Source organism: Streptomyces sp. NPDC007095 (genome assembly GCF_040634475.1).
Lineage (GTDB): Bacteria > Actinomycetota > Actinomycetes > Streptomycetales > Streptomycetaceae > Streptomyces.
In genome coordinates this window covers 12,991-29,926 of the sequence record NZ_JBEYFS010000156.1, presented here as the reverse complement: position 1 = coordinate 29,926, position 16,936 = coordinate 12,991, and the positions used below count along the sequence as shown (strand labels likewise).

The 16,936-nt window shown below is 69.5% G+C and carries 15 protein-coding genes; 2 read left to right on the top strand and 13 right to left on the bottom strand.

Going from position 1 to position 16,936, the window contains the following annotated elements:
- Nucleotides 1–117: 117 nt before the first annotated feature.
- Both hisS and ABZ656_RS39150 read right to left on the bottom strand, forming a co-directional pair.
- Nucleotides 118–1,380: a histidine--tRNA ligase gene (gene hisS, locus ABZ656_RS39155; protein ID WP_101406244.1), complete on the bottom strand. Its 1,263-nt coding sequence runs from the start codon at nt 1,378–1,380 to the stop codon at nt 118–120.
- A 12-nt stretch (nt 1,381–1,392) separates the two neighbouring features.
- Entirely contained in the window at nt 1,393–2,109 is a 717-nt protein-coding gene (locus ABZ656_RS39150; protein ID WP_101406243.1) for an MBL fold metallo-hydrolase, read from the bottom strand.
- Nucleotides 2,110–2,289: 180 nt separating this feature from the next.
- Between ABZ656_RS39150 and ABZ656_RS39145 the strand changes: the two genes are divergently transcribed.
- Together ABZ656_RS39145 and ABZ656_RS39140 are read left to right on the top strand one after the other, a co-directional pair.
- Nucleotides 2,290–3,129, top strand: coding sequence for a peptidylprolyl isomerase (locus ABZ656_RS39145; protein WP_360274746.1), 840 nt, complete (start codon nt 2,290–2,292; stop codon nt 3,127–3,129).
- Between the two features lie 135 nt (nt 3,130–3,264).
- The gene (locus ABZ656_RS39140) at nt 3,265–4,494 is read left to right on the top strand and encodes a DUF349 domain-containing protein (RefSeq protein WP_101406241.1); all 1,230 of its coding nucleotides are present in this window, start codon (nt 3,265–3,267) and stop codon (nt 4,492–4,494) included.
- A gap of 104 nt (nt 4,495–4,598) precedes the next feature.
- On the opposite strand, the gene ABZ656_RS39135 is transcribed toward ABZ656_RS39140, so the two are convergent.
- The 11 genes from ABZ656_RS39135 to pdxS all read right to left on the bottom strand — a co-directional run bounded on the left by ABZ656_RS39135 (nt 4,599) and on the right by pdxS (nt 16,602).
- Complete coding sequence (locus ABZ656_RS39135; protein ID WP_101406240.1) at nt 4,599–7,136, bottom strand: bifunctional (p)ppGpp synthetase/guanosine-3',5'-bis(diphosphate) 3'-pyrophosphohydrolase; 2,538 nt, start codon at nt 7,134–7,136, stop codon at nt 4,599–4,601.
- A 229-nt stretch (nt 7,137–7,365) separates the two neighbouring features.
- Nucleotides 7,366–7,914 (bottom strand): adenine phosphoribosyltransferase, encoded by a 549-nt coding sequence (locus ABZ656_RS39130; protein ID WP_101406239.1) that lies wholly within the window; start codon nt 7,912–7,914, stop codon nt 7,366–7,368.
- A complete protein-coding gene (gene secF / locus ABZ656_RS39125) occupies nt 7,911–9,026 on the bottom strand; it encodes a protein translocase subunit SecF (protein WP_101406238.1) in 1,116 nt (371 codons plus the stop codon). Before secF ends, ABZ656_RS39130 begins: the two co-directional genes overlap by 4 nt.
- A gap of 1 nt (nt 9,027) precedes the next feature.
- Entirely contained in the window at nt 9,028–10,809 is a 1,782-nt protein-coding gene (gene secD / locus ABZ656_RS39120) for a protein translocase subunit SecD (protein WP_360274741.1), read from the bottom strand.
- 139 nt (nt 10,810–10,948) lie between these two features.
- Entirely contained in the window at nt 10,949–11,461 is a 513-nt protein-coding gene (gene yajC / locus ABZ656_RS39115) for a preprotein translocase subunit YajC (protein WP_075027567.1), read from the bottom strand.
- A 163-nt stretch (nt 11,462–11,624) separates the two neighbouring features.
- Nucleotides 11,625–12,695, bottom strand: coding sequence for a Holliday junction branch migration DNA helicase RuvB (gene ruvB, locus ABZ656_RS39110; RefSeq protein ID WP_101406236.1), 1,071 nt, complete (start codon nt 12,693–12,695; stop codon nt 11,625–11,627).
- A 121-nt stretch (nt 12,696–12,816) separates the two neighbouring features.
- Entirely contained in the window at nt 12,817–13,425 is a 609-nt protein-coding gene (gene ruvA, locus ABZ656_RS39105; protein ID WP_360274737.1) for a Holliday junction branch migration protein RuvA, read from the bottom strand.
- Complete coding sequence (ruvC, locus tag ABZ656_RS39100) at nt 13,422–14,003, bottom strand: crossover junction endodeoxyribonuclease RuvC (protein ID WP_101406235.1); 582 nt, start codon at nt 14,001–14,003, stop codon at nt 13,422–13,424. Before ruvC ends, ruvA begins: the two co-directional genes overlap by 4 nt.
- A gap of 200 nt (nt 14,004–14,203) precedes the next feature.
- Nucleotides 14,204–14,956 carry a YebC/PmpR family DNA-binding transcriptional regulator gene (locus tag ABZ656_RS39095; RefSeq protein WP_054233944.1) on the bottom strand — a complete coding sequence of 251 codons (753 nt, stop codon included), beginning with the start codon at nt 14,954–14,956 and terminating at the stop codon, nt 14,204–14,206.
- A 74-nt stretch (nt 14,957–15,030) separates the two neighbouring features.
- Nucleotides 15,031–15,639 carry a pyridoxal 5'-phosphate synthase glutaminase subunit PdxT gene (gene pdxT / locus ABZ656_RS39090; RefSeq protein ID WP_101406234.1) on the bottom strand — a complete coding sequence of 203 codons (609 nt, stop codon included), beginning with the start codon at nt 15,637–15,639 and terminating at the stop codon, nt 15,031–15,033.
- Nucleotides 15,640–15,678: 39 nt separating this feature from the next.
- Entirely contained in the window at nt 15,679–16,602 is a 924-nt protein-coding gene (gene pdxS / locus ABZ656_RS39085) for a pyridoxal 5'-phosphate synthase lyase subunit PdxS (protein ID WP_168490049.1), read from the bottom strand.
- Nucleotides 16,603–16,936 lie beyond the last annotated feature (334 nt).

Genomic DNA, 16,936 nt, shown 5'->3' with positions numbered 1-16,936 from the left:
CCTCCGACCCCACCCCCCCCAAGGCCAGCTATAAGCCGCGGGGGGGGGGGGGGGGGGGCCCCCCCCCAGGTTCGGGATGGGACGGGTAGGGGCGGCGGGGGCGAGAGACCCGGCTTCTCAGCCGAGTCGCGTCTCGAGCTCCGCCACGATCTCGTTCACCCCGACCGCCGCCTGCTCACCGGACTCCATGTCCTTGAGCTGCACCACACCCTCGGCGAGATCCCGCTCACCGGCGACGATCGCGTACCGCGCTCCCGACCGGTTCGCGTTCTTCATCGCCCCCTTGAGCCCCTTGGACCCGTAGGAGAAGTCGGCGGCGATACCGAGCTTCCGCAGCTCGGCCACCTTGGCGAAGAGCACCCGGCGGGCCTCCTCACCGAGCGGAACGGCGAACACGCTCGTGGCCGCGGGGAGTTCGAGCGAGACCCCCTCCGCCTCCAGGGCGAGCACCGTGCGGTCGACACCGAGCGCCCAGCCCACCGAAGGCAGCGCGGGCCCGCCGAGCATCTCGGACAGCCCGTCGTAGCGCCCGCCGCCGCCCACCGCGGACTGGGAGCCCAGACCGTCGTGGACGAACTCGAAGGTGGTCCGCGTGTAGTAGTCCAGGCCGCGCACCAGCTTGGGGTCGTCCTCGAAGGCAACCCCCGCCTCCGTGATCAGCTCGCGCACCTCCTCGTGGTACGTCTTGCACGCGTCACAGAGGTAGTCACGGAGCAACGGCGCGCCCACCAGCTGCTTCTGCACGTCGTCGCGCTTGTCGTCGAGGACCCGGAGGGGGTTGATCTCGGCGCGGCGCAGCGTGTCCTCGTCCAGGTCCAGGCCGCGCAGGAAGTCCTGGAGGGCGGCCCGGTACACGGGGCGGCACTCCTGGTCGCCCAGCGAGTTCAGCAGGATGCGGAAGTCCCGCAGTCCCAGCGACCGGTAGGCCTGGTCCGCCAGGATGATCAGCTCGGCGTCGAGCGCCGGATCCTCCGCACCGATCGCCTCGGCGCCGACCTGCGAGAAGTGGCGGTAACGGCCCTTCTGGGGACGCTCGTAGCGGTAGTAGGAGCCCGAGTACCAGAGCTTGACGGGGAGGTTGCCGGCCTTGTGCAGGTTGGCCTCCAGCGCGGCGCGCAGTACGGACGCCGTGCCCTCGGGGCGCAGGGCGAGCCGGTCGCCGCCCTTGGTCTCGAAGGCGTACATCTCCTTGGTCACGATGTCGGTGGACTCACCCACACCGCGCGCGAACAGCTCGACGTTCTCGAAGCCGGGCGTCTCGATGTAGCCGTAGCCGGAGTTGCGCAGCGGCGCGGCGATCGCCTCGCGCACGGCGAGGTACTTGGCGCTCTCCGGCGGGATCAGGTCGTAGGTGCCCTTGGGGGCCTTGAAGGTGCTCACGAAAGTCTCTCGTCACATTCCTCGTCGGGGAGCGGGCTCGGCGCCGCGCGCTTGGCGGTCCGCCGCCACCTGCCGCAGATACGGGTTGGTGGCGCGCTCCTGGCCGATGGTCGTCTGGGGGCCGTGGCCGGACAGCACCACGGTCGAGTCGTCGAGCGGCAGGCACACACGGGCCAGCGAGCCGAGCATCTCGTCCATGTCACCGCCGGGCAGGTCGGTGCGTCCGATGGAGCCGGCGAAGAGCAGATCGCCCGAGAAGAAGACCGACGGAATGTCCGCGGACTCGGGCATCTGGAAGGTCACCGACCCCTTCGTATGGCCCGGCGCGTGCGCGACGGACAGCTCCAGACCGGCCAGCTCCAGCCGCGTGCCGTCGGTCAGCGTCCGCACCTCGTCGGGCTCCCCCACGGTCAGCTCGCCCATCAGCGGCATGCCGATGGACCGGCCGAGCGCCCGCTCCGGGTCGCTCATCATGTACCGGTCGTCGGGGTGGATCCAGGCCGGTACGTCGTGGGCGCCGCAGACGGGCACGACCGAGGCCACGTGGTCGATGTGGCCGTGGGTGAGGACGACGGCGACGGGCTTGAGCCGATGCTTCTTGAGTGCGTCCTCGACTCCCTGGGCGGCCTGGTGGCCCGGGTCGATGATCACGCACTCCTCACCGGCGGCGGGGGCGACCAGGTAACAGTTGGTGCCCCAGGCCCCGGCGGGGAACCCGGCAATGAGCACGATCGTCCTTCGTGGTGGCGTACGCGTGATGCCGTACGGGGTGGGTGGCTGTGGATCAGAGCCTACCGGCGCTGCCGATTCCTCAGCTAACCCATATACGGTACGGGGCACACGCAGGCGGTCGGCTCACAAGACGCACGCGTCCCACTTGACGTACGAGACGCATGAGGAGATAACCCGGTGGTCACCCAGGAACAGCGGCGGCGTCAGCTCGCCCGGGAGAAGTTCTTGCGGCAGCAGCAGCGGCGTACGGCCGCGCGGCGCAAGTCACACATGCGCAATACGGTGGTCGCGTCGGTCCTCGGCGTGATCGTCGTCGTCGGTGTGGTGTCGTACGCGACCGGGGTCTTCAAGAACGACGACAAGAAGGCCAACGCGGGCGCGGAGGTCACGCCGAGCGCCTCCCCGACCAGCAAGGCGCCGGACCCGTGCGCCAAGCCCGCCGAAGGCGCGGTGAAGTCGCTGAGCTGGAAGACGGAGCCGGCGATGAGCATCGACAAGTCGGCGGGCTACACGATGAAGCTGGCGACGACCTGCGGCGACATAGACGTCGCGCTGAAGACGGCCGCGGCCCCGCACACGGTGAACTCGTTCGACTTCCTCGCGGGCAAGGGGTTCTTCGACCACACCAAGTGCCACCGGCTCACCACGAACGGCATCTACGTGCTGCAGTGCGGTGACCCGAAGGGCACCGGCAGCGGCGGTCCCGGGTACACGATCCCGGACGAGAACCTGAAGGACACCAGCCTCAAGGGCGGCATCTACCCGGCGGGCACCCTTGCGATGGCGAACCAGTACAACGCCCAGACGAAGCAGGGACGCAACACGGGTGGCAGCCAGTTCTTCCTCGTCTACCAGGACAGTCAGCTACCGGCCGACTACACACCGTTCGGAACTATTTCCAAGTCCGGCCTCACGGTCCTCAAGAAGATCGCCGCGGCCGGAGAGAGCACAGGCCAGGGCGACGGGGCGCCCAACGCGACGGTCGTGATCAACAAGCTGACCGTGGCGAAATCCTGACCGTCAACTGCGAAATTTCGGTCGCGCTGGATGCGGACAGCCGCCGGGCTGGTCGCCTATGTTGGCCGTGACGAAACTGTGGACGATGCCCGGGGGCGCTGAAGCCCCTCGCAGGCATCATGTGGAGGAGGCGCTGTGAGCAGCGACCCGTGGGGCCGCGTCGACGAGACGGGGACCGTGTACGTGCGTACGGCCGACGGCGAGCAGGTCGTCGGTTCCTGGCAGGCCGGCTCCCCTGATGAGGCGCTGGCCTACTTCGAGCGCAAGTACGAAGGCCTGGTTGTCGAGATCGGCCTCCTCGAGCGACGAGTGAAGACCACCGACCTGTCGGCGAAGGACGCCCAGATCGCGATCGACCATATTCGCGAACAGGTGGACGCCCATCACGCGGTCGGCGATCTGGAGGCGCTGAAGAAGCGGCTGGACAAGCTCGTCGAGACGGTCGACGCGCGCCGTGAGGAGCGCAAGGTCCAGCGTGCGAAGCAGTCCGACGAGGCACGGCACTCCAAGGAGGCGCTGGTCGTCGAGGCGGAGGAGCTGGCGCAGAGCGACCAGTGGCGGGCGGCCGGTGAGCGGCTGCGCTCCCTGGTGGACACCTGGAAGGGACTGCCGCGACTCGACCGCAAGTCGGACGACGAGCTGTGGCACCGCTTCTCGCACGCGCGCTCGGCGTTCTCCAAGCGCCGCAAGGCGCACTTCGCCTCGCTGGACGCGCAGCGCGAGGACGCCCGCAAGACCAAGGAGAAGCTGGTCGCGGAGGCCGAGTCGCTCTCCGCCTCCACGGACTGGGGTCCGACGGCGGCGCGTTACCGCGAGCTGATGGCGGACTGGAAGGCCGCGGGCCGCGCCCAGCGTGAGCACGAGGACGATCTGTGGAACCGCTTCCGCGGCGCCCAGGACGTGTTCTTCGCGGCGCGCAGCTCGGTCTTCGCCGAGCGGGACGCCGAGCAGTCGGAGAACCTGAAGCTCAAGGAGGAGCTGGCCGAGGAGGCCGAGAAGCTCGTCCCGGTGCAGGACCTGAAGGCCGCCCGCGCCGCCTTCCGTTCCATCAACGAGCGCTGGGAGGCCATCGGCCACGTGCCGCGTGACGCCCGCCCGAAGGTCGAGGGCCGGATGCACGCGGTGGAGCGGGCTCTGCAGGAGTCCGAGGAGGCCGAGTGGCGCCGGACCAACCCGGAGGCACGCGCGCGTGCCGAGGGTCTGACCGGTCAGCTGCAGGCCGCCGTGGACAAGCTCCAGGGCCAGATCGAGACGGCGCGTGCCGCGGGCAACACTTCGAGGGCCGACAAGCTCCAGAAGGAGCTCGATGGCCGTCAGGCGCTGCTGGACCAGGCGTTGAAGGGTCTGCAGGAGTTCGGCGGCTGAGGCCGGCCGAGGCGGCCGGATTTTCCCGCCACTACGTAGAGGGGCTCCCGTACGGTGTGTACGGGAGCCCCTCTACGTAGTGGCCCGCCGACGGGCCGCGGACGTCAGGACCCGTCGGAGGGCCTGCGCGCCGAGGTCACCCGGTACACGTCGTACACGCCCTCCACGCCCCTGACCGCCTTCAGGACGTGCCCCAGATGCTTGGGATCGCCCATCTCGAAGGTGAAGCGGGAGGTGGCGACGCGGTCGCGGGAGGTCTGGACGGCCGCGGACAGGATGTTGACGTGCTGGTCGGACAGGACGCGGGTGACGTCCGACAGGAGCCGGGAGCGGTCCAGTGCCTCGACCTGGATGGCCACCAGGAAGACCGAGGACTGGGTGGGCGCCCACTCGACCTCGAGGATGCGCTCGGGCTCGCGGGAGAGCGAGTCGACGTTGACGCAGTCGCTGCGGTGCACCGATACGCCGCTGCCCCGGGTGACGAAGCCGATGATCGGGTCTCCGGGGACGGGCGTACAACAGCGGGCGAGCTTGACCCACACGTCGTCGACGCCCTTGACGACGACACCGGGGTCGGCGTTGGAGCGGCGCTTGCGGCCGCGTCCGCGCGCCGGCGGGACGCTCTCGTCGATCTCCTCGGTGGCCGCCTCCTCGCCGCCGAGGGCCTGCACCAGCTTCTGCACGACGCTCTGCGCGGTGACATGGCCCTCGCCGATCGCCGCGTACAGCGAGGAGATGTCGGGGTAGCGCATCTCGTGCGCGAGGGTGACCAGCGAGTCGCCGGTGAGGATGCGCTGGATCGGCAGGTTCTGCTTGCGCATCGCGCGGGCGATGGCGTCCTTGCCCTGCTCGATCGCCTCGTCGCGGCGCTCCTTGGAGAACCAGGCGCGGATCTTGTTGCGGGCGCGTGGGGACTTCACGAAGCCCAGCCAGTCGCGGGAGGGGCCCGCGCCGGCCGCCTTGGAGGTGAAGACCTCCACCAAGTCGCCGTTGTCCAGGGTGGATTCGAGCGGGACGAGGCGTCCGTTGACCCGTGCGCCTATCGTCCGGTGGCCGACCTCCGTGTGGACCGCGTACGCGAAGTCCACCGGTGTCGCGCCGGCCGGAAGCGCTATGACATCACCCTTGGGTGTGAAGACGAAGACCTCGTTGCGGGACAGGTCGAAGCGCAGGGACTCCAGGAACTCGCTCGGGTCCTCGGTCTCCTTCTGCCAGTCGAGCAACTGGCGCAGCCACGCCATGTCGTTGACGGTGTCCTGGCCCGCGCTGCCCTTGGCAGCCCGGGGCACGTCCGTACGGATCTTGGAGGAGCCGGCGACGGTCTCCTGCTTGTACTTCCAGTGCGCGGCGATGCCGTACTCGGCACGGCGGTGCATGTCGAACGTGCGGATCTGGAGTTCGACGGGCTTGCCGTTGGGCCCGATGACCGTCGTGTGCAGCGACTGGTACATGTTGAACTTGGGCATCGCGATGTAGTCCTTGAACCGGCCGGGGACCGGGTTCCATCGCGCGTGCACGGTGCCGAGGGCCGCGTAGCAGTCGCGGACGGTGTCCACGAGGACGCGGATGCCCACCAGGTCGTAGATCTCCGCGAAGTCACGGCCGCGGACGATCATCTTCTGGTAGACGGAGTAGTAGTGCTTCGGGCGGCCGGTGACCGTCGCCTTGATGCGGGCGGCGCGCAGGTCGCCCTGGACCTCGTCGGTCACTATGGCGAGGTACTCGTCGCGCTTGGGGGCGCGCTCGGCGACCAGGCGCACGATCTCGTCGTACATCTTGGGGTAGAGGATCGCGAAGGCGAGGTCCTCCAGCTCCCACTTGATGGTGTTCATGCCCAGGCGGTGGGCGAGCGGCGCGTAGATCTCGAGGGTCTCGCGCGCCTTCTTCTCCTGCTTCTCGCGCTTGAGGTAGCGCATGGTGCGCATGTTGTGCAGGCGGTCGGCGAGCTTGATGACCAGGACGCGGGGGTCCTTGGCCATGGCCACGACCATCTTGCGGACGGTCTCGGCCTGCGCGGCCTCGCCGAACTTGACCTTGTCGAGCTTGGTGACGCCGTCGACGAGCAGGGCGACCTGATCGCCGAAGTCGCGCTTGAGCGTGTCCAGGCCGTACTCGGTGTCCTCGACGGTGTCGTGCAGGAGACCGGCCATCAGCGTGGCGGGGTCCATGCCCAGCTCCGCCAGGATCGTCGTGACGGCGAGCGGATGCGTGATGTACGGGTCGCCGCTCTTGCGCTTCTGGCCGCGGTGCCAGCGCTCGGCGACCTGGTAGGCCTTCTCGATCTGCCGCAGCGTCGACGTCTCGATCTTCGGGTCGTTGCTGCGCACTATCCGCAGCAGCGGCTCCAGGACCGGGTTGTACGGGTTCGAGCGCTGCACGCCGAGCCGGGCCAGGCGGGCGCGGACGCGGTTGGAGGAGGAGCTGGGGCGGCCGGACGGGGCGGCCGCGGAACGGACCGCCGGGGTGTTCGCGGGGCGCTCGGGAGAAGCCGGCTTGGGGCGTGGCTGCTCGGCCGCCTTGTCGTCGGGCACGGACTGGGCGTGCTCGACCGGCCCGCTCGTGGCGTTCTTGGCGGGCGTCGCCGCGGGGGCCGAGGCAGGCTCGGGCTTGGCGGCGGTGAGTGGCTGGGCCTCGTCTGGCAAGAGGGCTCCTCGTGCGCGTTCCGGGTCCCCCGGTCAGGCTCCGGAAACCCCATGGTAGCGATCCTGGGCGTCGGGCTCGCTTTCGGCCGCTGGGACGGCCTCGTAACAGGAGCAACGCGAGAGGCGGGCTCCGGATTCCTCCGGGCCCGCCTCCGCAGTGTCCTACGGGTGTCTCAGGGCCTTCCCAGGCCTTTCCCGGGGTTTCCCCCAGGTGTCGCGACCGCGGCCCTCAGACCTTGAGGAGCGCCTCCAGCGGAGCGCCCGCGAGAGCGGGCTCCAGACGGCCGCGGCCGCCCAGGAAACCGAGCTCCATCAGCACGGCGACGCCCGCGACCTCGGCACCCGCCCGGCGGATGAGCTGAAGCGAGGCCTCGGCGGTGCCGCCGGTGGCGAGGACGTCGTCGACGACCAGGACGCGGTCGCCCCCGCTCAGGTCCTCGGCGTGCACCTCGATCTCGGCGGAGCCGTACTCCAGGTCGTACGACTGCGACAGGGTCGCTCCGGGGAGCTTGCCCGCCTTGCGTACGGGGATGAAGCCGATCCCGGCGCGGACGGCGACGGGGGCGCCGAGGATGAAGCCGCGGGCCTCCAGACCGACGATCTTCGTGGCCTCGGCGCGCACGGCGATCTCCGCCAGGGCGTCGGTGAGCGCCGTGAAGGCCGCCGGGTCCGCCAGGAGCGGGGTGATGTCCTTGAACATCACACCCGGCTCCGGGTAGTCGGCCACGTCGCGGATACGGCTGAGCAGCAGCGTCGTGATGTCCGTGAGCTCGGTCATCGGCGCTTCCCCGAGGGTCGGCCACGGCCCCGGTTGCGGGACGCGGGCTGGTTGCGCGGGCCGACGACCATGGGCGCGTCGTCCTCCGGCTCGTCGTCCAGCATCACGTTGGTGACCTCGGTCTCCAGAGGCTCGCCCTTGGCGGCGGCCTGGGCCCGCTTGGCGAGGACGCGCTTCCTGAGGGCCTTCATCTGCGGCTCGCGCTCCTTGAGGTCGGCGACGAGCGGCGTGGCGATGAAGATCGAGGAGTACGCACCGGCCGCGAGGCCGACGAACAGCGAGAGCGAGATGTCGTTGAGCATGCCGGCGCCGAGGACACCGCCACCGATGAACAGCAGGCCGGCGACCGGCAGCAGCGCGACCACCGTGGTGTTGATCGAACGGACCAGGGTGCCGTTGATCGAGCGGTCGGCGATCTCGCTGTACGTGTAGCGGGTCTGCTTGGTGATGTCCTTCGTCTGCTCCTTGAGGCTGTCGAAGACGACGACCGTGTCGTAGAGCGAGTAACCGAGGATGGTGAGCAGACCGATCACGGTGCCCGGGGTGACCTCGAAGCCGACCAGGGCGTAGATGCCGACCGTGATCGTGATGTCGTGGATCAGGGCCACGAGCGCGGCCACGGCCATGCGCCACTCGAACGCGATCGCCAGGTAGATCACGACGAGGACCATGAAGATCGCCAGGCCCTCCCAGGCCTTGTTGGCGATCTGGTCACCCCAGCTGGGGCCGACCAGGTCCGCGTTGATCGACTCCGGGTTGACGTTCAGGTCCTTGGCGAGGTCGTCCTTGATCTTGTCGGACTTGTCCGTGTCGATGCCGGCGACCTGGATGCGCAGTCCGCCGTTGCCGAGCTTCTGGACGACCGCGTCGTGGCCGGACGAGTCCTGCGCGTACGTCTCGGCCTGGGCCACCGAGACGCTGGTCTTCCCGGTGGTGAAGACGGCGCCGCCCTGGAACTCGATGCCCATGTTCAGGCCGCGCACCGTCAGGCCGAGGATGGCCGTGATGGTGATCAGGATCGAGATGCCGTACCAGATCTTGCGCTTGCCGACGAAGTCGTAGCCGATCTCGCCGCGGTGGAGCCGGGCGCCGAGGGTGCCGAGTTTCGACATCTCACGCCTCCTTCGGGTCGACGGGGGCGGAGGGACGGCGCGTACGGCGCAGCGGGGGCTTGGCGCCCAGGGCCTTGGGGTCGAGGCCGGACCACTTGCTGCCGCTCGCGTAGAACTTCCGGCGGGCGAGGAGCGTCATCAGCGGCTTGGTGAAGAAGAACACGACGACCACGTCGAGCACCGTGGTCAGACCGAGCGTGAAAGCGAAGCCCTGGACCTTGCCGACGGTGACGATGAAGAGCACCGCGGCGGCGAGGAACGACACGAAGTCGGAGACCAGGATGGTGCGCCGGGCGCGCGGCCAGGCACGCTCGACGGCCGGGCGCAGGGAGCGGCCCTCGCGGATCTCGTCCCGGATGCGTTCGAAGAACACGATGAACGAGTCCGCTGTGATTCCGATCGCGACGATCGCACCACAGACCGCGGGCAGGTTCAGCGCGAAGCCGATGGTGGGACCGAGCAGCGCCATGATCACGTACGTGAGGGCGCCCGAGACCAGCAGGGAGGGGATGGCGATGATCGACAGGCCCCGGTAGTAGACCACCAGGTAGATGACGACCAGGCCGAGGCCGATGGCGCCCGCGATCAGACCGGCGTGCAGCTGCTCGCCGCCGAGCGCGGCGGTCACCGTGGTGACGCTCGACTCCTTGAAGTCGAGCGGCAGCGAGCCGTACTTCAGCATGTTCGCCAGGCTCTGCGCCTCGGTCTGGTCGAAGCTGCCGGAGATCTCCGCGTTGCCGCCGGTCAGCGCCTGGTTGACGAACGGGTCGGAGACGACATCACCGTCGAGGACGATCGCGAACTGGTTCTGCGGGGACTGGTTCTGCGCGAGCTTGCCGGTGATGTTGGCGAACTTCTTGGAGCCACCGGAGGTGAACTCCATGGTGACCTTCCAGCCCGCCGCGCTCTGGGTGTCGAAGACGGCCGCGGCGCTCTTGATGTCCGTGCCCTTGACCTCGGCGGGGCCGAGGACGTACTTCTGCCACTGGCCCGAGGAGTTCTTGCCGCACGCCACGGTGGGGTCGGTTTCCTTGGAGCCTTCGCCGGCCTTGGCGCGCTGCGCCTTGTCCGTGCAGTCGAGCGCGGTGTACTGGGCCTGGAGCTTGGTGGCCGCGGCACTGGCGCTCGCGCTGCTGCTCGCCGACGGCGAGGCGCTGGAGGAGGCCGAAGGACTGGCCGAGGAGCTCGCGGAGCTGCTCGCGGACGGCGTGGAGTCGGCCTTCAGGGCGTCGGTGACCGCACGGCCCTGGGAGGTGGCGGAGGACGTCGGGCTCGCGGAGCTCGACGAGGTCGCCTTCTCGGTGGCCTTGTCCGTCGCCTTCGAGGAGGAGCTGCTCGAGGCGCTGGGCGAGGGGCTGGCCGACGCGGCCGAACCGGAGACCTCGGTGGCCAGGACCGGACGGAAGTAGAGCTTCGCGGTGGTGCCGACCTGGTCCCGGGCCTCCTTGGAGTTCGTGCCCTTGGGGATGTTGACAATGATGTTGTCGGATCCCTGGGTCTGCACCTCGGCCTCAGAGACGCCGAGACCGTTGACACGGCGGTTCATGATGTCGACCGCGGTGTTCATGTTGGTCTTGTTGATCGCGTTCGGCTGGCCCGGCTCGTTCTTCGCCGTGAGCGTGATGCTCGTGCCGCCGGCGAGGTCGATGCCGAGACGCGGGGTGGGATGCCCGGAGAGGAACATCCCCCCCGTGAGCGCCGCGATGGCGATCAGGATGAAGGCCAGCGAGCGCCCCGGCCTGCTCTGGGCGCTCGCGCTCCGGCCCTTCTTCGGTGCTGCCACCTTCTCGTACTCCCTCTCGGGCCGCCGTGCGCGGGGTCAGCGCGTGGGCGGCCATGACATGGTGTCGGGATTCCGTGCGAAAACGCAGGTCCCGGAGGTGCGGAGCGCAAGCGGATCGCGCCGCGTCCCCGGGGCGTGACTACTTCGCGTCGGACTCGCCGTCGGTCTTCTTCGGCTCTGCTTCGTCGGCCTCGTCGGCCTTCGCCTCGGCGGGCTTGTCGGACGGCTCGGCGGCCACGTCCTTCTTGCCGAGGTCGAGGGGCTTGTCGTCGGAGGCGTCGGAAGAGGCGTCGGCGGCGGGCTCGTCGGTCTCGGTGAGGGAGGAGGCGTCGTCGGGAACAACCGACCCGTCCGCATCCAGGTCGTGCTCGGCGCCGTGGACGATGCGGTTGTACTCGTCGTCGGAAAGCACGGCGCCGATCGCGTTCTTCGCAAACAGCAGGTCGACGCCCGGGCCGGCGTCAAGGAGGACCGAGTCCTCGTTGACCTCCTTGACAGTGGCGTACATGCCACCGATCGTGCGCACGCCGGAGCCGGGCTGCATCTCATTGCGCATGGAAGCGGCCTGCTGCTGCTTCTTCTTGGCCGACCGGGTCATCAGGAACATGGCCCCGATGAGCACGATGAACGGGAGGAGGGTCACGAGACTCACGGGTCGGAACTTCCTTCTTCGACCGCGATGGTGAGCGGCCTGCTGGATGGGGGTATGTATGCCGTCGACAAGGGCGGCATCGGCGGAGTCTAAGCGAGTCCGCACTCAGGGAACAACGCTCAGCATGGCACCGGGGTTCCTGACCCCGCGAGTGCCCGCGCCGTCACGCCCCGAACAGGTCCCCTTGTCCGTTTCCCCCCGCTGACTGGCGCGGCGGCGTCAGACCGAGATGGGCCCATGCGGCCGGGGTCGCCACCCGGCCGCGCGGTGTACGGGCGAGCAGTCCCTCCCGTACGAGGAAGGGCTCGGCGACCTCCTCGACGGTCTCGCGCTCCTCCCCCACCGCGACCGCGAGCGTGGACAGACCGACCGGACCGCCGCCGAACAGCTTGAGCAGGGCCTCCAGGACACCGCGGTCGAGCCGGTCGAGACCGCGGGCGTCGACCTCGTAGACCTTGAGCGCGGCCGCGGCGATCTCGCGCGTGATGATCCCGTCCGCCTTGACCTGCGCGTAGTCCCGGACGCGGCGCAGCAGACGGTTGGCGATACGGGGCGTGCCGCGGGAGCGCCCCGCGATCTCGGCGGCGCCTTCCGAGCCGATCTCCACGTCGAGGAGATTCGCGGAGCGGTGGATGACGCGCTGGAGCTCCGCGGGCTCGTAGAACTCCATGTGCGCGGTGAAGCCGAAGCGGTCGCGCAGCGGGGGCGGCAGCAGACCCGCGCGCGTGGTGGCGCCGACCAGCGTGAACGGCGGCAGCTCCAGCGGGATCGCGGTGGCGCCGGGGCCCTTGCCGACGATCACGTCGACGCGGAAGTCCTCCATCGCCATGTAGAGCATCTCCTCGGCGGGCCGGGACATGCGGTGGATCTCGTCCAGGAACAGCACCTCGCCCTCCTGGAGCGAGGAGAGGATCGCCGCCAGGTCACCGGCATGCTGGATGGCCGGGCCGCTGGTGATGCGGATGGGGGCGCCCATCTCGGCGGCGATGATCATCGAGAGGGTGGTCTTGCCGAGGCCGGGGGCGCCGGAGAGCAGCACGTGGTCGGCGGTGGCGCCGCGCGCGCGGGCGGCGCGCAGGACGAGGTCGAGCTGCTCGCGGACCTTCTCCTGACCGATGAACTCGTCCAGGTCCTTGGGGCGCAGGGCCGCCTCGACGGCCTGGTCCTCACGGTCGGCGGACGCGCCGACGAGCCGCTCGGCGTCGCTCTCGTCGGTCGTGTCGTCCCAGTTCACTGAAGTTCTCCTAGCCGTGGCATGCCGGCTGTGTCATCCGGTCGGGGATCCCGGGGGGCGCTCCCCGGGAAGACACAGCATGCACGTGTGCCTCGCGGTCTGTGGTCGGGCGGCCGGTGGTTCAGCGGGCGCGGTTGAGGGTCTGGAGGGCGGCCTTGAGCAGCTGGCCCACCTGGGGTGTGCCCTCGGCGGCCTCGGCCTGCGGGGCGACGGCGGAGACGGCCTCGTCGGCCTCGCGCGTGGCGTACCCGAGGCCGATCAGCGCGGCGTGCAACTGGTCGCGCCAGCCGGTGCTGACCGGGGCGCCGATGCCGGTGCGTGTGCCGAGGGGCTCGCCGAGCCGGTCCTTGAGCTCCAGCAGGAGCTTCTGGGCTCCCCTCTTGCCGATGCCGGGTACGGCCGTGAGCGTCTTCTCGTCACCCGTGGCGATCGCGCGGCGCAGGGCGTCGGGCGAGTGCGTGGCGAGCATGGCCTGCGCGAGGCGCGGGCCGACACCGCTGGCGGTCTGGAGCAGCTCGAAGGTCCCCCGCTCGTCGTCGTCCGCGAAGCCGTACAGCGTCAGGGAGTCCTCACGCACGACGAGGGAGGTGGCGAGCTTGGTCTGCTGTCCCATCCGGAGCCCGGAGAGCGTATTGGGCGAGCACTGGACGGCGATGCCGATGCCGCCGACCTCGACGACCGCGGAGTCCGGGGCGAGGGCGGCGACCGGGCCGCTGACGAAGGCGATCATGCGGTACGGCCTTTCGAAGCGTGCTGCGATGCGGGTTTCGACGCGTGCGGGGCGGCGGCCTGCTGGAGCCGGTTCTGCGCGACGGCCTGCTGGAGCCGGTTCTGCGCGGGGGCGCGCCAGATGTGACAGATGGCGAGGGCGAGGGCGTCCGCGGCGTCGGCAGGCTTGGGCGGCGCGTCGAGCCTGAGCAGCCTGGTGACCATGGCACCGACCTGGGCCTTGTCCGCCCGTCCGCTGCCGGTGACGGCGGCCTTGACCTCGCTCGGGGTGTGCAGGGCGACCGGGAGGCCGCGGCGGGCGGCGCAGAGCATGGCGACGGCGCTGGCCTGGGCCGTGCCCATCACCGTCCGCACGTTGTGCTGGCTGAACACCCGCTCCACGGCGACGGCTTCGGGCTCGTAGTCGTCGAGCCACTGCTCGATGCCCTGCTCGATGGCGACGAGGCGCAGGCCCAACTCGGCGTCCACCGGAGTGCGTACGACTCCGACGCCGCGCATGGTCAGGGGCCGGCCCGCGACACCTTCGACCACCCCGACACCGCATCGGGTCAGTCCCGGGTCAACGCCCAGCACCCGCACCCCAACCCCCCCTTTTGCGGCTGAGCCGCCGCCGCTCTCGCGGAAGTGGCTGATCGCCATCGTGGTTCCTCGATTGATGGTTGCGGTCCCGATGGACTGCGATCATCATCCGTCCCCGACAGGCTAACCGCTGCCACTGACAACGACGGCGGGCCGGCAGGACGTGTCCCGCGGGCCCGCCGAAATGAATCCTTGGCAGCTCAGGCGTCGACCTTGGCCATCACGTCGTCGCTCACGTCGAAGTTGGCGAAGACGTTCTGCACGTCGTCGCTGTCCTCCAGGGCGTCGATCAGCTTGAAGATCTTCCGGGCGCCCTCTTCGTCGAGCTCGACCTGCATGGTCGGGACGAAGTTGGCCTCGGCGGAGTCGTAGTCGACGCCGGCGTCCTGGAGGGCCGTGCGGACCGCGACCAGGTCGGTGGCCTCGGAGATGACCTCGAAGGACTCGCCGAGGTCGTTGACCTCTTCGGCACCCGCGTCGAGCACGGCACCCAGGACGTCGTCCTCGGTCAGCTCGCCCTTGGGGACGATGACGACGCCCTTGCGGTTGAAGAGGTACGAGACGGAGCCCGGGTCGGCCATGTTGCCGCCGTTGCGCGTCATGGCGACGCGGACGTCCGAGGCGGCGCGGTTGCGGTTGTCGGTGAGGCACTCGATGAGCACCGCGACACCGTTCGGCCCGTAACCCTCGTACATGATCGTCTCGTAGTCGGCGCCACCGGCCTCGAGACCGGCGCCGCGCTTGACCGCGGAGTCGATGTTCTTGTTCGGGACCGAGCTCTTCTTGGCCTTCTGGATGGCGTCGAACAGCGTCGGGTTGCCGCCCGGGTCGGCGCCACCGGTGCGGGCCGCGACCTCGATGTTCTTGATCATCTTCGCGAAGAGCTTGCCGCGCTTGGCGTCGATCACGGCCTTCTTGTGCTTCGTCGTAGCCCATTTAGAGTGGCCGGACATCTGCCTGTCTCCTTCGCGTAACCCATCCTGTACGAACTCCCCCGGACCTTGAGGATCTGGGGGACCCCCAGATCCTACAAGGACTCCGGTATCCGGTTCGCGCGCACCATGTCGACGAACAGGCCGTGCACGCGGTGGTCGCCGGTCAGTTCCGGGTGGAACGACGTGGCGAGAGCGGTGCCCTGACGTACGGCGACGATGTGCCCCTCGTGCTCGGCGAGCACTTCGGCCGCGGCGCCCACGGACTCGACCCAGGGGGCGCGGATGAAGACGCCCTCTACAGGATCGCCCTCGACGCCCCGGACGTCGACCGCCGCTTCGAAGGACTCGTTCTGACGTCCGAAGGCGTTGCGGCGCACGATCATGTCGATGCCGCCGATCGTCTCCTGGCCCGAGCGCGGGTCGAGGATCTTGTCGGCGAGCATGATCATGCCGGCGCAGGTGCCGTAGACCGGCATGCCTCCGCGCACGCGCGCGCGGAGGGGCTCCATCATGCCGAACAGGACGGCCAGCTTGGAGATGGTGGTGGACTCGCCGCCGGGGATGACCAGGCCGTCCACCTCGGCGAGCTCCTCGGGACGCCGCACCGGCCTGGCCACGGCGTCCGCCGAGGCCAGGGCGATGAGGTGCTCCCGTACGTCGCCCTGGAGTGCCAGGACGCCTATGACAGGTGCGTCAGTCATGTACGTGATGCCTTTGTCCGGTCTCTGGTGTCCGGCCTCTTACCAGCCGCGGTTGGCGTAGCGCTCGGTCTCGGGGAGGGTGTCGCAGTTGATGCCGACCATGGCCTCGCCCAGGTTGCGGGAGGCGTCCGCGATGATCTTCGGGTCGTCGTAGAAGGTGGTCGCCTTCACGATGGCGGCGGCGCGCTTGGCCGGGTCGCCGGACTTGAAGATGCCGGAGCCCACGAAGACGCCCTCGGCGCCGAGCTGACGCATGAGAGCGGCGTCGGCGGGGGTCGCGACACCACCGGCGGAGAACAGCACGACCGGGAGCTTGCCGAGCTCGGCGACCTCCTTGACCAGCTCGTACGGGGCGCGCAGGTCCTTGGCGGCGGCGTACAGCTCGTTGTTGTCGAAGCCGCGCAGCCGGGCGATCTCGTTCTTGATCTGGCGCAGGTGCCGGACGGCCTCGACGACGTTGCCGGTGCCGGCCTCGCCCTTGGAGCGGATCATGGCGGCGCCCTCGGCGATGCGGCGCAGGGCCTCGCCGAGGTTGGTGGCACCGCAGACGAAGGGGGTCGTGAAGGCCCACTTGTCGGAGTGGTTGACCTCGTCGGCCGGGGTGAGGACCTCGGACTCGTCGATGTAGTCGACACCGAGGGACTGGAGGACCTGGGCCTCGACGAAGTGGCCGATGCGGGACTTGGCCATGACGGGGATGGAGACCGCGTCGATGATCTCCTCGATCATGTTCGGGTCCGACATACGGGCCACGCCGCCGTCCTTGCGGATGTCGGCAGGCACCCGCTCCAGGGCCATGACGGCCACGGCGCCGGCGTCCTCGGCGATCTTCGCCTGCTCGGCGTTGACCACGTCCATGATCACGCCGCCCTTGAGCTGCTCCGCCATGCCGCGCTTGACGCGGGCGGTGCCGGTTGCGGTGTTCTCGGCGGACTGGGCGGTGTTGGAGAGCGTGCTGGACACGGGTTGACCTCACTCGGTGAAAGAGGGTTTCTGCAGCACCGAGGAAACGTGAGTGGACCAGTCCACAGCAAGGGCCAATGGGGAGCCGGTGGATCCTTTTTGCCCCCGCCGCCCCTGCCCGTCCAATCCCCGGGGGCTCCGCCCCAGCCCCCGCGTAGGCCTGAACGGCCTCGTCCTCAAACGCCGGACAGGCTGGAAGAAGCGGGCCGACCGGGGCGGGGGGATGGACGGGGGCGGGTGGGGCATCGGCCTTCGACCTCGGCCTCAAACGCCGAACGGGCTGAAGAAACGGGCTGGTCGGGGTGGGTGGGGATGCGGGGCGAAGCTCCGCCTC